This window comes from Halosimplex carlsbadense 2-9-1, assembly GCF_000337455.1.
Taxonomy (GTDB): domain Archaea; phylum Halobacteriota; class Halobacteria; order Halobacteriales; family Haloarculaceae; genus Halosimplex; species Halosimplex carlsbadense.
This window is the reverse complement of record NZ_AOIU01000008.1, coordinates 38,690-55,500: the sequence shown is the minus strand read 5'-3', so window position 1 is coordinate 55,500 and position 16,811 is coordinate 38,690. Positions and strand designations below refer to the sequence as shown.

The 16,811-nt window shown below is 70.3% G+C and carries 15 protein-coding genes; 8 read left to right on the top strand and 7 right to left on the bottom strand.

Going from position 1 to position 16,811, the window contains the following annotated elements; translation table 11 throughout:
- The first annotated feature begins 244 nt into the window (after positions 1 to 244).
- A complete protein-coding gene (locus tag C475_RS03035) occupies positions 245 to 949 on the top strand; it encodes a class I SAM-dependent methyltransferase (RefSeq protein WP_006882291.1) in 705 nt (234 codons plus the stop codon).
- A 374-nt stretch (positions 950 to 1,323) separates the two neighbouring features.
- Here C475_RS03035 and endA read toward each other — a convergent pair whose 3' ends face one another.
- Positions 1,324 to 2,400 (bottom strand): tRNA-intron lyase, encoded by a 1,077-nt coding sequence (endA, locus tag C475_RS03030; RefSeq protein ID WP_006882290.1) that lies wholly within the window; start codon positions 2,398 to 2,400, stop codon positions 1,324 to 1,326.
- 140 nt (positions 2,401 to 2,540) lie between these two features.
- Here endA and C475_RS03025 point away from each other — a divergent pair, with 140 nt between their 5' ends.
- Positions 2,541 to 3,185, top strand: a complete 645-nt coding sequence (locus tag C475_RS03025) for an HAD family hydrolase (protein ID WP_006882289.1) — start codon at positions 2,541 to 2,543, stop codon at positions 3,183 to 3,185.
- Here the strand turns inward: C475_RS03025 and C475_RS03020 are convergent, their stop codons facing one another.
- The 4 genes from C475_RS03020 to C475_RS03005 form a co-directional block, all read right to left on the bottom strand.
- Entirely contained in the window at positions 3,186 to 3,905 is a 720-nt protein-coding gene (locus C475_RS03020) for a topoisomerase DNA-binding C4 zinc finger domain-containing protein (RefSeq protein WP_006882288.1), read from the bottom strand. It lies immediately after the preceding gene.
- A 134-nt stretch (positions 3,906 to 4,039) separates the two neighbouring features.
- Positions 4,040 to 4,288, bottom strand: coding sequence for a hypothetical protein (locus C475_RS03015; protein WP_006882287.1), 249 nt, complete (start codon positions 4,286 to 4,288; stop codon positions 4,040 to 4,042).
- 340 nt (positions 4,289 to 4,628) lie between these two features.
- Positions 4,629 to 6,977, bottom strand: a complete 2,349-nt coding sequence (locus C475_RS03010) for a DEAD/DEAH box helicase (protein WP_049930021.1) — start codon at positions 6,975 to 6,977, stop codon at positions 4,629 to 4,631.
- Between the two features lie 129 nt (positions 6,978 to 7,106).
- Positions 7,107 to 8,498 (bottom strand): MATE family efflux transporter, encoded by a 1,392-nt coding sequence (locus C475_RS03005; protein ID WP_006882285.1) that lies wholly within the window; start codon positions 8,496 to 8,498, stop codon positions 7,107 to 7,109.
- Positions 8,499 to 8,605: 107 nt separating this feature from the next.
- Here C475_RS03005 and C475_RS03000 point away from each other — a divergent pair, with 107 nt between their 5' ends.
- The 6 genes from C475_RS03000 to C475_RS02975 all read left to right on the top strand — a co-directional run bounded on the left by C475_RS03000 (position 8,606) and on the right by C475_RS02975 (position 13,997).
- The gene (locus C475_RS03000) at positions 8,606 to 9,727 is read left to right on the top strand and encodes a M48 family metalloprotease (protein WP_006882284.1); all 1,122 of its coding nucleotides are present in this window, start codon (positions 8,606 to 8,608) and stop codon (positions 9,725 to 9,727) included.
- A gap of 41 nt (positions 9,728 to 9,768) precedes the next feature.
- Positions 9,769 to 10,509 carry a potassium channel family protein gene (locus tag C475_RS02995; protein ID WP_049929963.1) on the top strand — a complete coding sequence of 247 codons (741 nt, stop codon included), beginning with the start codon at positions 9,769 to 9,771 and terminating at the stop codon, positions 10,507 to 10,509.
- Positions 10,510 to 10,564: 55 nt separating this feature from the next.
- Positions 10,565 to 11,392 carry a class I SAM-dependent methyltransferase gene (locus C475_RS02990; RefSeq protein ID WP_006882282.1) on the top strand — a complete coding sequence of 276 codons (828 nt, stop codon included), beginning with the start codon at positions 10,565 to 10,567 and terminating at the stop codon, positions 11,390 to 11,392.
- A 71-nt stretch (positions 11,393 to 11,463) separates the two neighbouring features.
- Positions 11,464 to 12,393, top strand: coding sequence for a lipoyl synthase (gene lipA, locus C475_RS02985; RefSeq protein WP_006882281.1), 930 nt, complete (start codon positions 11,464 to 11,466; stop codon positions 12,391 to 12,393).
- A gap of 96 nt (positions 12,394 to 12,489) precedes the next feature.
- Positions 12,490 to 13,224, top strand: coding sequence for a 2-phosphosulfolactate phosphatase (locus C475_RS02980; RefSeq protein WP_006882280.1), 735 nt, complete (start codon positions 12,490 to 12,492; stop codon positions 13,222 to 13,224).
- Positions 13,224 to 13,997, top strand: a complete 774-nt coding sequence (locus C475_RS02975; protein WP_006882279.1) for a PHP domain-containing protein — start codon at positions 13,224 to 13,226, stop codon at positions 13,995 to 13,997. The genes C475_RS02980 and C475_RS02975 overlap by 1 nt, the downstream gene beginning before the upstream one ends.
- 42 nt (positions 13,998 to 14,039) lie before the next feature.
- Here C475_RS02975 and C475_RS02970 read toward each other — a convergent pair whose 3' ends face one another.
- Entirely contained in the window at positions 14,040 to 14,999 is a 960-nt protein-coding gene (locus tag C475_RS02970; RefSeq protein WP_006882278.1) for an energy-coupling factor transporter transmembrane component T family protein, read from the bottom strand.
- The gene (locus C475_RS02965; protein WP_006882277.1) at positions 14,996 to 16,807 is read right to left on the bottom strand and encodes an ABC transporter ATP-binding protein; all 1,812 of its coding nucleotides are present in this window, start codon (positions 16,805 to 16,807) and stop codon (positions 14,996 to 14,998) included. The genes C475_RS02970 and C475_RS02965 overlap by 4 nt, the downstream gene beginning before the upstream one ends.
- Positions 16,808 to 16,811: the final 4 nt, after the last annotated feature.

The following is a 16,811-nucleotide window of genomic DNA, read 5'->3' as shown; positions in this document are numbered from 1 at the left end:
CCGAGAGTACCGAAGCCTCTCGGCCGCTCCGACGGGATGAACTGATCGCCGACCAGCCACAGCTACGCCCACATGACAGTACTCGCACCATACGGTTTCGCGACCGCCGACGGATCGGGGACGGACGACTGCGACGACGACGAGGAGGAGGACGGGACCGCCGAGGGCTCGGCGAGCGGGCGGACCTGACCGACGGCGCGGCCACGCGAGGCACCGCCGGACGGACGACAGCGACCCACATTGGATGACAGACACCACCCACGCAGACACCATCGACTGGCACAGCTTCTGGACCGACGCCGACGAGGGCGACCGCGCCGACGCGGCGCCGAGCGCCCACCACGCGACCGACGCCGTCGTCGAGTTCCTCGCCGACAGGGGCGCCCCCGACGGCTTTGCCGACGTGGGCTGTGGCCCCGGCCACGTCGCCTTCGAAGTCGCCGAAGCGTTCCCCGAGGCCGACGTGGTCGGGTACGACGCCGCCGAGCCCGTTCTCGCCGAGAACCGCGAGCGCGCTCGCGACCGCGACACCGACGTCGACTTCGGGCGGACGGTCCTCCCCGAGTTCGACCCCGACCGGCAGTTCGACGTCATCTTCTCGTACTTCACGCTCTGTTACGTCCGCGAGGTCGAGGACGCCCTGCGCGCCATGTACGACGCCGTCGCCCCCGGCGGCTATCTCGTCTTCAACTATCAGAATCGACTCGCCCGCGCCCACTGGCAGCGGATGGCCGACGACCCCGACGAGTTCCTCGGCGAGGACTCGCAGTTCGACGCCGACCGCTTCGAGGAGCGGTTCTCGCTCCTGCTCGACGGCGAGAACCTGCTCTCGTACGACCGCATCCACGACGCGCTGGGCACCTGGCCCCAGAGCGTCTGGTCGGTGATCGACAAGCCCGACACGCGGTGGGCGTGGCGTCACCACCCGCTCGTATACGTGCCGAAGTAGTTCCGGGAGCTTCGCTCCGGTGACCGATCACCTCGGCGTGCGCCCCCGAGCGTGCCCGCGCCCTGCGCGGGCCGCGAGGCGGTCCCGCGCGAGGGACGAGTGAGCCGAAGGTGAACGAGTCGGCTGGGGAGGCGCGTGGTGCGGTGCTGTACGGGGCGGTCCTGGAGGAATGAAAGGGCGGGGTGCGCTCGCGCTCGTTCAGTCGTCTGAGTCGGCCCTATCCGTGCGGTGCGAGGCGCGCAGCGCCTCGAAGCGAACGGCGCTGCCGTGAGCGGGCGGTGCGGAGAGCGCGGATATCCGACTCAGCGACCGCGAGCGGGTCGAGGGCTTTCAGCGCCTGTTGTCGAGGGCGCACGATCCGTTCCGCGCCCCACTCACGGCGTCAGTCGCGTCACGGACAGCCACTCGATCCCGTCCGAATCGTCCTCGGACGGGTCCTCTCCGTCCACGAGCGCGAACACCATTTCTTTCCGAACCCCATGGGCGAGCCGCACGTCCAGCGCGAGGTCCCGCGGCGAAAACGTGTGCTCGCGGTCCAACACCCGGATCAGCAGCTCGGAGTGGCCCAGGTCGTCGACCGACTCCACGTCGGCGTAGGTCCGGAAGTCGGCGCCGAACTTGTAGCCGGTCTTGGGCACGAGCCCGCGTTCGCGCAGGCGCTCGTACACCCGGAGCCGGCGATCGAAGCGCTCGCCCTCGACCGCCCGACCCCGCTCGACGACCGCCTCGGGCCCGCCCTCGACGTCGAGGACGCCCTCGCGGGCCAGAAACGCCGCTTCGAGCAGGGAGAGCTGGATCACGTCACCGTCCCGGTCGTCGAGGGGCTGGCCGTAGAACCCCTGGTCGTAGATAGCCGCCGGCGGGTCCCAGAGGAGCAGTCGGTCGGAGAGCAACTCGCCCGAGACACCCTCCGGCAGGTCCGCCTCGCTCGTCCCCGACACCGCGCGGTGTTCGGTCGCCAGGTACGTGAGCGCGCTCTCCTCGTCGACGACGGCCAACACGAGGTCGCCCAGATCCCCCGCGCGGACGGCCTCGCGCTCGCTGACGACGCCGACCCGGTGGGCCACCTCGTCGTCCCACGGGCCGGAGCCGCGGGGGTACACCACGAAGTCGACAGCCGGGTCGTCGACGGCCGACCGGACCGCGGGCGAGTCGGACCAGTCCGCGCGTGCGGGCGAAAGGTAGAATCCGCGGTCGCGCAGGTCCTTGTAGACGAGGAAGGCGATCTCCGAGACCGCGGCCGAGGAGAGAAACGCGCGGAAGTCCATCGCGGTGCCGTCAGGTCCCTCGACCGCGTCGAGGTCGCCGCGGTAGAGCAGGTGAGCCGCCTCGACGGGCGCGAGTTCGAGCGACCCGCCGTCGACGGGGTGGCCGTAGCCGCTGGAGTCGTAAAAGCGCTCGCGGGCCCGCTCGCCCGCTCGAACCACGTCCCCCGAGAGCGTCGCGTGCATGTGTGAGAGCAACCTGTCCCGGCGGAAAGCCCCTGCGATTACGGGTTCCGGTGGTTCCGCCGTAGTCGGAGACGCGCATCCGGTGGGCGGCGGGCACGCCCGGCCGAAAGACACTCCACACCGCGCCGAGACCACCGGTCATGGACGCGGTCTGTTTCGACATGGACGGCGTGTTGGTCGACTCCGAGGACTACTGGCATCCCTACGAGCGCGAGGAACTCCTGCCGCTGATCGGCCTGGAGGACCTCGATCTGGACGAGATCACGGGCATGAACTACCGCGAGATCTACGACTACCTCGCCGAGACCTACGCGATCGGGACCGACCGCGAAGCGTTCCTCGGGTGGTACGAGGAGACTGCGACGGCGATCTACGGCGAAGAGGTCGCACTGCTCGACAGTGCCGAGAGCCTCCTCGCCGAGTTGCGCGAGCGCGGCGTCACCCTCGCGCTGGTCTCCTCCTCCCCCCACGACTGGATCGACGTGGTACTCGACCGCTTCGACCTGACGTTCGACGCCGTCGTCAGCGCCGACGCGTTCGGCGGCCCCGGAAAACCCGAACCGGGCGTCTACGAACACGCCGCCGAGCGAATCGGCGTCGACCCCGCCGACGTCGTCGCCGTCGAAGACTCCCTGCACGGGATCGAGTCGGCCGGCCGTGCGGGGATGCACGTCGTCGGCTTCCGTCACGGGGCCGCCGACGAGACCGACCGGAGCGGCGCCGACTACGTCGCCGACTCGCCGACGGACCTCCGCGAACACCTCCTCGCCCGCGTCGAGGACTGATCAGGTTCGCTCACACCCCGTGTCCAGACAGCGCCGGCCCGACGGCGTCTCGAAGACGGGGAGCCCACAACCGCAGGTGCCGTCGACGACGCCGGTCGGGACGCCGAACCCGGTGTCACAGTCGGGGTAGCGCTCGCAGCCGGCGATCAGCCCGCCGCGGCGGAGGATCCGTAGCTCACCCTCGCAGTTCGGACAGTCCCACTCGCGGTCGAACCGCTCGGTCACCCGGTCGTCGATGGAGTCGCAGTCGCGGTCGATACAGACCTCGAACGCCGCGCCCCGCTCGACCCGAAGCAGGGGGAGCCCGCAGACCGGACAGGAGTCGTCGAGGACCGCACCGTCCCGCGGGATCGAGTACTCGTCGTCGCACTCGCGACAGATCACCGACCCCCGGGCGAGCACCAGCGACCCGTCGCAGGTCGGGCACTCGCCGACGGGGACGCCCGCCCGCGAGACGGGGTGGCGAGCGGCACCGTGTTCGTCGTGGATCTCGACGCGGAGGTGCTGGTCGCCCTCGCGGGCGTCGAGGACGCCGTCGACGAACTGGACGCTGTCGGCTCGGGTGAGCCAGGCGACTGGCTGGTAGCCGTCGGCGTCGTGGACCAGCACCGTGTTGTCCGGCTTGACTACCATGACCACGTCGCCGCGGTGTTCGCGCTCGTTGCGTCCGTCCATCGTCGTCGTGCAGTCGCCTGCGACGACGCGCACCTCGTCGTGCATGGGTCGGCCTGGTCGCGTGTTCGGACTTAAAGCTCGGGACGGAACGAGAGGGAGGGCGGGAGTCGGGGAGAGAGGGGGAGGTGACCGCGGGGACAGCCAGCGATGTCGGCCGAACGGGCGTGGTTGAGGGCGCGTCAGTCCTGTTTATGACCGTGCCCGACGCGGAGCGCGGCGACGTTCGCCAGCAGGAGCGCGACGAACAGCGGGACCTGCTGAGCGACCGACCCGGAGGCGACCAGAGCGAGCATCGCGAACGGGAGGACGACGGCCGACCAGAAGCCGGCGAACTGAGCCGAACCGACCGCGAGCGACTGGAGGCGCTGTACACCGGTGGTCGACGGGAGTTCGGGGGCGGACCGACGGAACGGGGAAGCACTGGACATTGTTCGTCACCTACCTCCCACTTGCATCCACTACCCCATATAAAGGAACGACCCCTAGCGTGATTTCGCGTCGTTTCTCCCGACCGGTCCGTTTTAGCCACCCCCGTATCGACGTTTTAGTTGGCTTCCTAACGTTTTACAACCGCTCCAGAACCGGTTAGATGATTTAAAACCGAATCTGAGGGTGAAAGAGACAGAATAGATATATTTTCGACGGACGCCGATTCACTCCACGTCTCGGGTCGAATCTGGGTGTGGATCGGGGACCGGTGCGCGGTCGCTGACGGCGGCGCGCGGTCGACGGCTCGCGCGGTGCCGACGGCGGTCGCGCCGGACCCCCTCACTCGACGCGGACCGACCGGGCCTCGACGACGGGGTGGACCGGGAGTTCCGGGAACGCGACCTCGATCGCGTACTCCAGTTCGTCGGCGTCCCCGCCGAAGACGCCGACGGGGAGATCCGCCTCGCCGAGATAGCGGTTCTTGGTCGTCATTTCGACGTTGTTGACCGTGACGCGCAGGCCCGCGCGGGCGTCGCCGCCGACGTTGCGCACGGTGACCTCCCGCATGTCGTTCTCGCCGTGGGCGACGCTGTCGGGAAAGTCGCCCCACTCGAAGACGACGTTCGGGAGTTCGCCGGCGCTCTCGACGACGCGCTCGGCGACGCCTTCCGAGAGCCCCGCGGAGACGAGCCCGGAGACGCCGGCCTCGCGGACTTCCGCGGGTGTGGTGATCCCCTCGGCGGCGAGTTTGCTCGCGCGCCCGGAGCCGACGCCGTCGATGGCGGTGAGCCCGACGGCGTCGTCGCTGATGCCGTTCTCGATGCGCGCCTCGATCCGGCAGGCGAGGTTCGCGGCCGCGGGACCGGCCAGTCGGTCGAGAAACGCGCGAAGGGCGGCGAGCAGGCGCAGCGCGTTCTGGGTGATGACCCACGCGTCGCTCTGCAACTCGCCGGGCGTCGTCCCGCGCATCCGCGATTCGAGGATGGCGAGTATCTTCCGGCCGCCCGGGTCGAGGTCTTCGGTCTCGCCGAGGACGGCGGCGACGGCGTCGCGCTCGTCCGAACGGGCGCTGACACTGTCGAACTCCGCCGCGGTCGCGATGGCGCGCAGGATCCCGTCCTGGTCGAGGCGAGCGTCGTCTTCGTCCGCTCGTTCGGCCAGGTCAGCGAACTCCCGGGCCGTGTCGAGGCGCAGGTAGAACTTCGAGGCGAGTCGCCCGAGCGCCGTGGGTTCGAGGCGCATGTCCTCGCGTTCGACGAACCCCCGCGCCACGAGCGAGCGCAGCGTGTCGCTGACCCGCTCGCGCAGCGCGCTCTCGGAGGCGTACTCCTCGGGCGCGCTCGCCGCGCGGACGTAGTAGAAGGTAGTCTCAAGCCAGTCCATCACGTCCTCTAAGTCGGCGATCGTCCCCAGGGCGATCTCGGCGTTGAGGTGGGCGTCGAGATCCTCGGCCAGTCGCGACTCGATCTCCTTGCCGTCGCGCAACAGCGCGCGGTACTTGTCGGCGTCCGAGGAGTCACAGACCACCCAGGCGTAGCCCTTGTCGTCGTAGCCGGGCCGACCGGCGCGGCCGAGCATCTGGAGCACGTCCAGCGGGCTCATGTCCACCTCGCCCTCCAGCGGGTCGTGGAGCTTGGTGTCGCGAATGACGACGCAGCGAGCGGGGAGGTTCACGCCCCACGCGAGCGTCGACGTGGAGAACAGCAGCTGCAGTTTCCCCTCCTTGAACCACTGTTCGACGAGGTTCTTGTCCTCCTTCGAGAGCCCGGCGTGGTGGAAGCCGACGCCGTCGAGCACCGACTGCCTGAGCGTGTCGTTCGAGAGCTCGGCGGCGTCGTTGTGGAAGTCGTAGTCGCCCCGTGCGCCCATGGGGATGTCGCGCTCGACGATCTCGTCCCTCGATTTCTTGGCGGCCTGGACGGTGTCCTGGCGCGACGAGACGAAGACGAGGGCCTGGCCCTCGTCGCGGATGTGCGGTTCGGCGATGTCCAGGGCGCGATACAGGCGGCGGTACTTGTCGGCGAAGGCGTTGTCGCCGTGGGCGTAGGTGCGCACGTCGGCGTGCAGCGGGACGGGGCGGTAGTCGTCGCCGAACTCGAAGGTGTTGTCGGCGGGGGCGTCGAGCCACCCGGCCACGTCGTCGACGTTCGGCATCGTCGCCGACAGCGCGACCACGCGCGGGTCACAGAGCCGGCGCATGCGCGACACCGTCACTTCCAGCACGGAGCCGCGCTTCTCCGAGTCGAGCAGGTGGACCTCGTCGATGACGCAGCAGTCCACGTCGGTGATGAACGAGTACCGCGGCGAGTCGTGTTTGCGAGTGGCCGAATCGGCTTTCTCGGGGGTCATCACGAGGATGTCGGCCCGCTCGGCCCTGCGCGGGTTCAGGTCGCGCTCGCCGGTGACGACGTAGACGGAGTAGCCCATGTCCTCGAAGCGCTCCCACTCGCTCTCCTTCTCGTTGGTGAGCGCGCGCAAGGGGGCGAGAAAGAGGGCGGTCCCGTCGGCTTCGAGGGCTTCGCAGATGGCGACCTCGGCGAGGGCGGTCTTGCCGCTTGCGGTCGGCGCGCTGACGACGACGTTGTCGGTCGAATCGAGCAGCGCGGGCAGGACCTCGCACTGCATGGCGTTGAACCGCTCGAAGGGAAAGGCCCCGGCGTAGTCGGGCAGCACCTCCGAAACCGCCAGTTCCGTCTCGCCGTCGGCGTGCCGTGACACGGACGAAACCGGGTGCCCCGTCGGCATATGCGTTTCTATGGCGGAGCGGAAGTGGTCGGGCGGTCGCCGGCCGGAACCCACGACTCGGCACGTCGCCGGTCAGTCCGCCGCGGCCTCGTCGGCGGCCCGGTCCAGCATCCCGCTGTCGGTCGAACGGTAGAAGAACCCAGCCAGCCAGACGGCGGCGGCGACGTTCGAGAGCGTGACGCCCCAGAAGACGGCCGCGACACCGAGGTCGAGGACGTACGCGCCGACGAGGGCGACGGGGAGACGGACCGCCCAGTACTGCGCGAGCGTCGAGTACATGCTCACGTCGGTGTTGCCGGCGCCGTTGAAGCCGGCCTCGACCGTGTAGATGACTCCCAGCGCCCAGTAGCCGTAGGTGAGGATCTGGAGGTAGAGGACGGTGTATTCCAGGGCCTGGCCGGAGAGATCGGGGACGAACACGTGCGCGATGGGCGCCGGGACGACCCACTGGACCGCGCCGAACACGGCGAGGCCGACCGCCGCGATGGCGGCGCCGACCCAGGTCGCGCGGCGGGCGCGAGCGGGCTGCTCCGCGCCGAGGTTCTGCCCGACGACGCTGGTCGCGGCCTGGGCGAGTCCCTGCGCGGGAACGAACGCCACGGTCGCGACCTGCGACCCGATGTGGTAGGCCGCCAGCGCCGCGGGGCCGCCGACAGCGGAGACGATCCAGATCATCGCGAGGCGGGCGAGTTGCCGTCCGGAACTCTGCCCGGCGATGGGCAACCCCACGTCGACGACTTCGCGGGCGGTGTCGAGGTGGGGCCGGAGCGCCGCGCGAGTCAGTTCGAACCCCTGGCGGCCGCGGGCGGCGAGCGCGAGCGCGAGCGCGGCGCCGACGGCGTAGCCGACCGCCGTCGCCAGCGCCGCGCCGAACAGTTCCAACCGCGGGAACACCCACCACCCGAGGATCAACAGCGGGTCGAGGACGACGTTGACGACGATAGCGGTGAGGTTGACGTACAGCGCCGCTGTCGTGTCGCCCCAGCCGGTGAAACCGCTTTCGAGGGTGTCGCTGGCGGCGACGGCGACGAGCGCGAACGCGTAGGCGGTGAGGTAGTTCGCGGCCAGCCGTCGGACGGCCGCGTCGTCGGTGAACAGCGCGGCCACCGATTCGGCACCGACGACGAGAGCCGCACCGATCACCGCCGCGAGCGCGACTGCGCAGGCCGCGGCGGTGAACGGGACCCGCCGCGCGGCCGCGGTCTCGTCGGCGCCGACGCGCTGGGAGGTGACCACCTGGCTCCCGGTGAAGAACGCCCGGAGCGGGACGGTCAACAGCGCCACGACGACCGTCGCCAGCCCCACCGCCGCGACCGCGGTCCCCCCGAGGCGCCCGACCCAGAACAGGTCGACGACCGACTGGGCCACCAGCGCGAAGTTCTGGGCGACCAGCGGCGCCGCGAGCACCACGAGCGCGCGCGACAACGACCCGCCCACGATGTCGTCGCGCGTCACGTCGAACATACCCTACTGTCTCTCGTCGATACATGTTAAATATTTGTATCTACCTGTTGAATGTTTTTACCGAACCGTTCGATGACATTAGGTTGGCGGGGGCCGTCGCTCCGCGCGTGCGTCCCGCTCTCGCCCTGCCAGTCGCCCTCGCGCTTCAGGTCGTCGTCGCGGTCGCCGTCGTCGTCGCGGTCCGGTGGCGCGGTCGGTCGGCCCACGAGGGGCCGGCGGGCGATGCCGAGACGGCCGCCGCACTGCGACGCCTCCGACGGCGCGGGGTCGTCGCGGGTGGCGTGGCCACCGTCGCGCTCACCCGCCTTTCCGGCCTGGCCCGCTCGGTCCAGGTCGACGCGACCGGCGCAGTCACGGACGCGACGGGGCCGGCGGCGGGCACGGTCGTCGGTGTCGCCGCTGCGGTCGGCGCCTACGCGCTCCCGGTCGTCGCCGTCGCCGTGGTCGCCCGACTCGCGACGGTCCCCTACCGCCGTGCGGCCCGCGGGTTCCGGGTCCGCTACCGCGACGCCGCGGCCTGGGAACTCGAACGCGACGGCGTCGGCCTCGCTGGGGTCGTCCTGACCGCCGGCGCCATCGCGCTCGTCCCCGCCGGCTGGCCCCGCGTCGTCGCCGCCGTCGGTCTGGGGCTGGTCGCGACGGCAGTGACGCCGTTCGCCCTCGTCGTCGCGCTGCGGACGCGCTGGCCGACCGACGAGGAACTGGCGGCCGTCGACGGCGTGCTTCCCGACGGTGTCCGACTGCGGGTCGTCGACGACCGCACTCGCCTCGGCAGCGCCTTCGCCGCCGGCCTCGTCCCCGGCGCCGAGTACGTCTTCCTCACGGAGTCGCTGTTCGACGCCCTCGACGGCGACCAGTTGCGCGCCGTCGTCGCCCACGAAGTCGGTCACCACGAACACGAACACGTCCTCCTCCGCTACCTGCTGGTCGCCGTCGCCGCCGGGGCCGCCCTCGGCGTCGCGAGCGTCGCACCCGACGTCGCGCTGGTCGCGGTCCTCGTCGGGACGCCCCCGTTCGCCGTCGCCCTCGCCTGGGCCGTCCGCCGCACGGAGGCCCAGGCCGACGCCTACGCCGCCGAGGCGGTGGGCGGCGCCGCCCTCGCCGGCGCGCTGGAGACGCTGGCCGAGCGCCGCTACATCGCCGAGGGCGGTGGGCCGGCCCGGATACTCTCGCACCACCCGCCGCTCGGCGAGCGGATCGAGGGACTCCGGCAGCGCCGGACCGGCTGAATCGGCAATAGGTTTTTCTGTCGGCTGACCAACCACCGCCAGTGCCAGTCTCGCCCATCAGTCAGGTGCGCGAGCGCGTCGGGGCCGCCGCGGTCCCGCTTGCGGCGTTCGGTGTCACCGTCTGCGTCGGCGTCGCGGGCTTCGTCGCCTTGACCGGCATCTCGGTCGTCGACGCGGCGTTCTGGCTCCTCGACCCGACGAGTCTCGAACTGTACTTCGAGCGCCACAGCGGGCCGGAGCGGACGACGAAGGTCTTCGCCGTCGTGGTTTTCGTCGCGCTGGTGCTCGCGGGTATCTGGGTCGGCGAGTCCGCGCTCGACGCGGCCTTCGACGGGCGACTCGGCCGGGAGTTGACACGCATGCAGACCCAACGGGCTATCGACGACCTGCGCGGGCACGTCGTCATCTGTGGCCACGGCATGTTCGGCCGCACCGTCGCGAACCGACTCCGCGAGCAGGGCCGCGACGTGGTCGTCGTCGAACGCGACGACGAGGAGCGCGAGCGGATGGCCGACGACGCCCCAGTCGTCGGTGGCGACGCCCGCCGCGAGGAGGTGCTCGAACGTGCGGGCGTCGCCCGCGCCGACGCCGTCGTTGCCGGTATCGACGACTCCAACGCGAACATCCAGATCGGCGTCGCTACCAGCCAGCTCGCCCCGGAGGCGACACTGGTCGTCCGCGTCGGCGACGAGATGTACGAGTCGACCGCCCGTCGGGTCGGCGCCGACACCGTCGTCATTCCCGAGGTCGTCAGCGGGAGCGATCTGGTCGCCGACCTGTGAGCCGATCTGTCACTCCTGCACAAAGTATACCTCGGCCGCCCGACACCGCCCGACGATGGACGACGCCGAAACGTACTACGACGACCACGACGAGGCCGAGTGGGAGCGGTTGACGGCCACGCTCCACGGTCGCCTGGAGTGGGAGGGAACCGTCGAGCGACTGGAATCGGGCCTCCCCGAATCCGGTCGCGTCCTCGACGTGGGCGGCGGCGCCGGCCGCTACGCCGTCTGGCTGGCCGACCGGGGCCACGACGTGACCCTCGTCGACCCGAGCGAGGGCCAGCGAGAACTCGCCCGCGAGAAGGTGAGCGAGCGCGGCCTGGGCGACGGAGTGACCGTCGAGTCCGGTGACGTTCGGGACCTCGACTTCGGAGACGGCGCGTTCGACGCGACGTGCTGTCTCGGCGGCCCGCTCTCGCACGTGCTCGACGCCGACGAGCGGGCGGCCGCCGCCCGAGAACTCCGTCGGGTGACCGCGCCGGGCGGGCCGGTCTTCGTTTCGGTGATGGGACGGCTCAACTGGCTCGTACTCTACCTCGTGAGCGGCACGGAACACCTGACGCGCGCGGCCGAACTCGCCGAGACGGGCGACTACGACCGGGCGTTCGTCGACCGGCTCGACTACGACTCGCTGTTCACCGAGACGCACTTCTTCCGCGCCGACGAGTTCGAAGCGCTGCTCGCGGAGGCGGGACTGGACGTGGATCGACTCGTGGGGCTGGAAGGGCTGGCGTCGGTCCTCTCCGCCGGACCGCTGGGCGAGACCGCCGAGGAACTGTCCGACCGGCAGCGCGAGGGCGTCCGCGCGCTGGTCGACGGACTCCGCGACGACCGCACGGTTGCCGATATGTCCGCGCACATGCTCGCTATCTGTCGGGCGTAGGGCGAGCGCACCTTCGCCCACGCCCGGCCCAACTCCCCAGGCTTTTGCCCGACCGAACCCAACCTCCGTCAATGAGTCGCGCCCGCAAGCCCGAGTGGCTCAAGATGCGGCCACCCTCGGGCGAGCGCTTCACGGACATCAAAGAGAGCCTCCGCGACCACGACCTCAACACGGTCTGTGAGGAGGCCAACTGTCCGAACCTCGGCGAGTGCTGGTCGGGACGGGACGGTCCCGGCACGGCCACGTTCATGCTGATGGGCGACCGCTGCTCGCGAGGCTGTAACTTCTGCGACGTGGAGACCGGCGGGATGGACGCCCTCGACGACGAGGAACCCGAGCAGGTGGCCGACGCCGTCGCCGAGATCGGGCTGGACTACGTCGTTCTCACCTCGGTGGACCGGGACGACCTACCCGACCAGGGCGCCGCCCACTTCGCCCGCACCATCGAGGCGATCAAGGAACGCCACCCCGGAATTCTGGTCGAGGCGCTCGTCCCGGACTTCCGCGGCGAACAGCGGCTCGTACGCAAGGTCCTCGACGCCGAGCCGGACGTGTTCGCCCACAACGTCGAGACGGTCGACCGCCTGCAGTGGCCGGTGCGGGACCGCCGTGCGGGCTACGAGCAGTCGCTCTCGGTGCTGCGCCAGGCCGCCCGCGAGTCGGAGTCGTACGTCAAGACCAGCCTGATGCTCGGCGTCGGCGAGTACGACCACGAGGTGTACCAGACCCTCTCGGACCTGAAGAGCGTCGGCGTCGACGTGGTGACGCTGGGCCAGTACCTCCAGCCCTCCCGCTCGCACCTCGAAGTGAGCGAGTACGTCCACCCCGACGCATTCGACACCTGGCAGCGCGTGGCGGAGGAGGAACTGGGCTTTCTCTACTGCGCCTCGGGCCCGATGGTCCGGTCGTCCTATCGGGCGGGCGAGCTGTTCGTGGAGAGCGTACTGCGGGACGGCGAGAGCGTCGAGCAGGCCCGTGCGGAGGCACGGGCGGGCGACTGACGCCGAACGGACCGCTCGGTACGGCTATAGACCCGAAACCCGTGGACAATAGGGCTCTTAGTCACTGTCTTCCGTCCGGTCCGCGCGGGCACGGGTATGGCGTCGCTGGCCGACACTGACCTGGAGGACCGACTCACCGACCGCATCCTGCCGTCCCGGGCCCGGATCCCCGAGGATCCGCCGGCGGGCGACTACGTCGTCATCGACGTGACCCACTTCTCGACGACCGTCGTCGAACTGTTCGAGAACGGCGCCGAGTACGTCCACGTCACGGAGGAGCGCGGCGACGAACACGCGTTCAAGGAGAGCCACCCCGAGGCGCGGATCGGCGGCGGCTCCAGCGACGACTACACCCCCACCGAGGGCTACGACTTCTTCAACTCCCCGACGTGGGTGAACGACACCGACGTGGCCGGTCGCCCGACGGCGCTGACCTCAACCAACGGCGGGGCGGCGGTGACGGATCTCCGACTCGCCGGCGGCGACGACGTGGACGTGTACGTGGGCACGCTCGCCAACGCTCTCGCGGTGGCCGACCACCTCGACGGGTCGGAGAAGCCGACGTACATGGTCGCCGCGGGGTCGAAGGGCAAGCCCTCACCGGAGGACACCGTCGGCGCCGTCGTCATCGGTCGCCACGTCTACGACGAGGCGCCGACCGACGCCGAGCGCGATCTCTATCGACAGGTCGCCAAGCTCGGCAAGGCGCCCAAATACGAGCAGAAGGCGGACATCCGACTGAACGACCTCCTCGAGTACGACCTGCGGTTCAGCGAGAGCGGGGTCGTCCCGAAGCTCGACGGCCAGAAGCTCTACGACGTGAGCGAGTGATGCGCGCGGACCTGCACGCCCACACCACCTACTCCGACGGGTCGCCACTCCCCGAGATGTGCCGGGCGGCCGAGGCGGCGGGGCTGGACGCGGTCGGCTTCACCGACCACCTGATCGTCGTCGACGACGACTTCGGCCGCCGCGAGCGCTACCACCTCGTCGAGACCTACGAGCGCCGGCGCGAGGCGATCGAGCGGTTCCGTCCGCGGACGGATCTGACCGTGTGGGACGCCGCCGAGGTCAGCTACGTCGCCGACGCCGAGGCCGAGACCGCCGACTTCCTCGCTTCGGCTGGGTTCGACTACACCATCGGGAGCGTCCACTTCGCCGGCGAGTACGACTACACGACCGCCGCGGGGTACGCCGACGCGAGCGAGGCCGAGCGGCGGGCGGCCGTCGAGCGCTACGTCGACGCCGTCGTCGCGGCCGTCGAGTCGGAGCTGTTCGACGTGCTCGGCCACCTCGACCTGCCCGAGCGGATGGCCCCGCTGCGCGGGCACGCCCGCCGGTCGGACTACGAGCGGGTCGCCGTGGCGCTGTCCGATTCGGCGACGGTCCCGGAGATCAACGCCGGCCGCGTCCACGACTCGCTCGGGCGCGTGCATCCGGACCCCGCGATGCTCGACGCGTTTCTGGAGCGCGACGTAAGCTTCGTCCTGGGCACGGACAGTCACTCGCCGAGCGAGAGCGAGCGCCGCGTCCCCGCGTTGCGGGACGCCGCGGTCGAACGCGACGTGCCGCTGGCCGACTTCGAACCGGCGGTCGGACGGTAGCCGTGCGCGGCGGTTTTTCGACGAGCGGATAGCCGGCGACCGTCAGGTAAACGCCCAGACGGCCGCGACGAAAAACAGCGAGCCGAAGACGAACGAGACGTCCCGGGTCCGGACCATCATCCCCTCCGTCCGGAGCGCCCGACTGTTCTCGTCGCCGAGCGAGCGGGAGAAGCCCTTCGTCTCCATCGCCTCGACGGTGACCCGCGAGCGCTTGGCGACGTTGAAGATGAGCGGGTAGAACGCCTTCACCGACAGTTTCAGCAGGTAGTAGAAGTAGCGCCACTTTAGGAAGCCGGTCTTCTCGGGCACCTCGCTGCGCAGGCGGAAGGAGTTGACCAGCGCGTGGTACTCCTCGACGAGCAGCGGCATCATTCGGTAGCCGTAGGCGATCGCGAAGGGGAGCTGTCTGGGGACGCCCAGCCGGAGCATCCCCTTTGCGAGCTTCTGCGGGCTCATCGCCGAGAAGACCGCCAGGCTGATCACCGAGATGATGGTGAGCTTCAGAAAGAAGGGGACGACGGCACCGACGGCGTCGATGCCGACCTCCTGGCTGGTGAGCGCGGTGTCGACGCCGCGAGCGGCCGCCCCGGCGACGATCGACCAGATCTCGCCGAAGACCGCGGGGTCGAGCGTCGCGATGGCTTCGGTGACCCGGTCGGTGTTGTCCCGGAGGTAGCCGACGGCCTGGATCGCCCCGCCCATCGCCGGAACCATCACGACGAAGAAGCCGACGTTCGTCACCTGTCCGAACAACAGCAGCGCGAGCAGGTACTTGCTGACCTGCGAGAGCGCCGCGAGGACGAAGGCCGCGGCCAGCAAGATTGCCAGCGGGAGCGGGTCGTAGAACAGCCACGGGACGATCATGAACAGGACCGTCCACACCAGGACCACCCGCGGGTCGAAGGAGTTCAACAGCGCGCGGTCGTTGTCGTAGGCCGTCCGCATCAGGTCGATCTTGATGTCGGCGATCGAGAGATCGGTGATCGCGTCGACGTACTTCACCGTCGGTCACCCCGCCGCTCCGTCTCGTCGTTCCCGGGGATGCCCGGCCCGCCGTCCGCGAGCGCGCCGGTCGCCTCGGCCGCGTCGGTCAGCGTCGCGACCATCCCGTCGGCGGTGAGCGCGGCCGGGTCGACTCCCAGTCGGTCGCTCAACTCGACGACCTGCGGGCGGCGCAGGTCTGTCCGGGCCAGCAGGTCCGGGTCGTCGAACACCTCGCCGGGCGGCGCGTCGGCGAGCACGCTGTCCTCGCCCATGACGACCACCCGGTCGGCCCACTCGGCGACCAGCTGCAGGTCGTGGGAGGCGACGACGACCGTCTCGACGCGGCTCTCGGCCTTCCGGAGCATGCCGGTCACCTCGCGGCGGCTCTGCAGGTCGAGACTGCCGGTCGGCTCGTCCAGCAGGACGACCGTCGGGTCGGTCGCGAGACCGATGCCCAGCGAGGCCCGGCGCTGCTGGCCGAGGCTCAGCAGCCGTCCGTCGCGCTCGGCGAGGTGTTCGAGGTCGAGGTAGTCGAGGATCTCGCCGACTCGCTCGTCGGCGTCCTCGGCGCCGCGGTTTCGCAGGTAGTAGCCCACGTCCTTGCGGACGGTGTCCTCGACGAACATCTCCTCGGGGTTCTGGTGGATGTAGACGGTGTCGTCGGCCAGCGTCTCCGGCAGCGTCTCGCTCGTATCCTGGCCGAGCACGGTCACCGTCCCCTCGTCGGGGGACTCCAGCCCGGTGATCAGCCGGAGCAACGTCGACTTGCCGGCGCCGTTGGCGCCGACGAGCGCCACGCGGTCGCCCGCGTACAGGTCCAGATCGACGCCGTCGAGCACGCGGTTGTACCCCTCACGGAGCGTCGGGTAGCCGTGGCCGACGCCGTCGAGCGCGATCAGCGGATCGCCTCCCGCACCGGTGGCCGACTCCCGTCCCGCGGTCCGCTCGCCCCCGTCGGCCGCCGGGGGACGCTCGCCGCGACCGACCGACGGGAACGCCGTCGCCGCCTCGTTGACGGTGACGGGGTAGCGCCCGTCGGTCAGACGCCCCGAGCCGTCCGGGAGGTCGGCGGCGATCCCCGTGACCTGCGGCGGGTGGATGTCGTGGGCCTGCAGGTCCTCCAGCCGGTTGAGCCCGACCTCGACGGGCTCCTTCCAGGCGACGCCGCCCTCGGACACGAGGACCATCTCGTCGCAGTAGTCGGCGACGAACTCCGAGTGGTGCTCGATGACGACCACCGTCTTGTCGTGGTCCTCGTGGAGCCGGCGGAGCTGTTCGTACGCCTCGCGGGCGTTGTGCGGGTCCAGCTGCGCGGCGGGCTCGTCGACGAAGACGAACTCGGGGTCCATCGCGAGCACGCCCGCGAGCGCGACGAGGTGCTGTTGTCCTCCGGAGAGCTCCCAGACGAACCGGTCTTCGAGGTGGTCCAGCCCCACGAGTTCCAGCGCGCGGGTCGCCCGTTCGGCGTAGTCGTCGAGGCCGTGGTTGAGCGGGGCGAACTCCACGTCGTCGCGAACCGTCTCCTGGACGAGCTGGTTCTCGAAGTCCTGGAAGACGTAGCCGACGGTCTTCGAGAGCTCGGCGACGCCCGCCTCGCGGGTGTCGGTCCCGGCGACCGTGACGCGGCCGTCGAACCGCCCCTCGAAGAAGTGCGGGACGAGCCCGTTGAACGTCTTGCACAGCGTCGTCTTGCCGCTGCCGTTGCCCCCGACGACGGCCGTGAACTCCCCCGGCTCGATCCGCAGGTTCGCGTCGCGCAACACCGGCTCGTCGCCCCCGGGATACTGAAACGTCAGGTCCTCGACGACGATATCTGAGTCACTCATAACA

Excerpts from the sequence above, each read along its gene's own strand:
- C475_RS03005 (WP_006882285.1), bottom strand. The coding sequence starts at position 8,498 with ATGTTCGACGTGACGCGCGACGACATCGTGGGCGGGTCGTTGTCGCGC.
- C475_RS02980 (WP_006882280.1), top strand. The coding sequence starts at position 12,490 with ATGGCGTCGCTGGCCGACACTGACCTGGAGGACCGACTCACCGACCGC.
- C475_RS02975 (WP_006882279.1), top strand. The coding sequence starts at position 13,224 with ATGCGCGCGGACCTGCACGCCCACACCACCTACTCCGACGGGTCGCCA.
- C475_RS02990 (WP_006882282.1), top strand. The coding sequence starts at position 10,565 with ATGGACGACGCCGAAACGTACTACGACGACCACGACGAGGCCGAGTGG.
- C475_RS03025 (WP_006882289.1), top strand. The coding sequence starts at position 2,541 with ATGGACGCGGTCTGTTTCGACATGGACGGCGTGTTGGTCGACTCCGAG.
- C475_RS03020 (WP_006882288.1), bottom strand. The coding sequence starts at position 3,905 with ATGCACGACGAGGTGCGCGTCGTCGCAGGCGACTGCACGACGACGATG.
- lipA (WP_006882281.1), top strand. The coding sequence starts at position 11,464 with ATGAGTCGCGCCCGCAAGCCCGAGTGGCTCAAGATGCGGCCACCCTCG.
- C475_RS03035 (WP_006882291.1), top strand. The coding sequence starts at position 245 with ATGACAGACACCACCCACGCAGACACCATCGACTGGCACAGCTTCTGG.
- C475_RS02965 (WP_006882277.1), bottom strand. The coding sequence starts at position 16,807 with ATGAGTGACTCAGATATCGTCGTCGAGGACCTGACGTTTCAGTATCCC.
- endA (WP_006882290.1), bottom strand. The coding sequence starts at position 2,400 with ATGCACGCGACGCTCTCGGGGGACGTGGTTCGAGCGGGCGAGCGGGCC.
- C475_RS03015 (WP_006882287.1), bottom strand. The coding sequence starts at position 4,288 with ATGTCCAGTGCTTCCCCGTTCCGTCGGTCCGCCCCCGAACTCCCGTCG.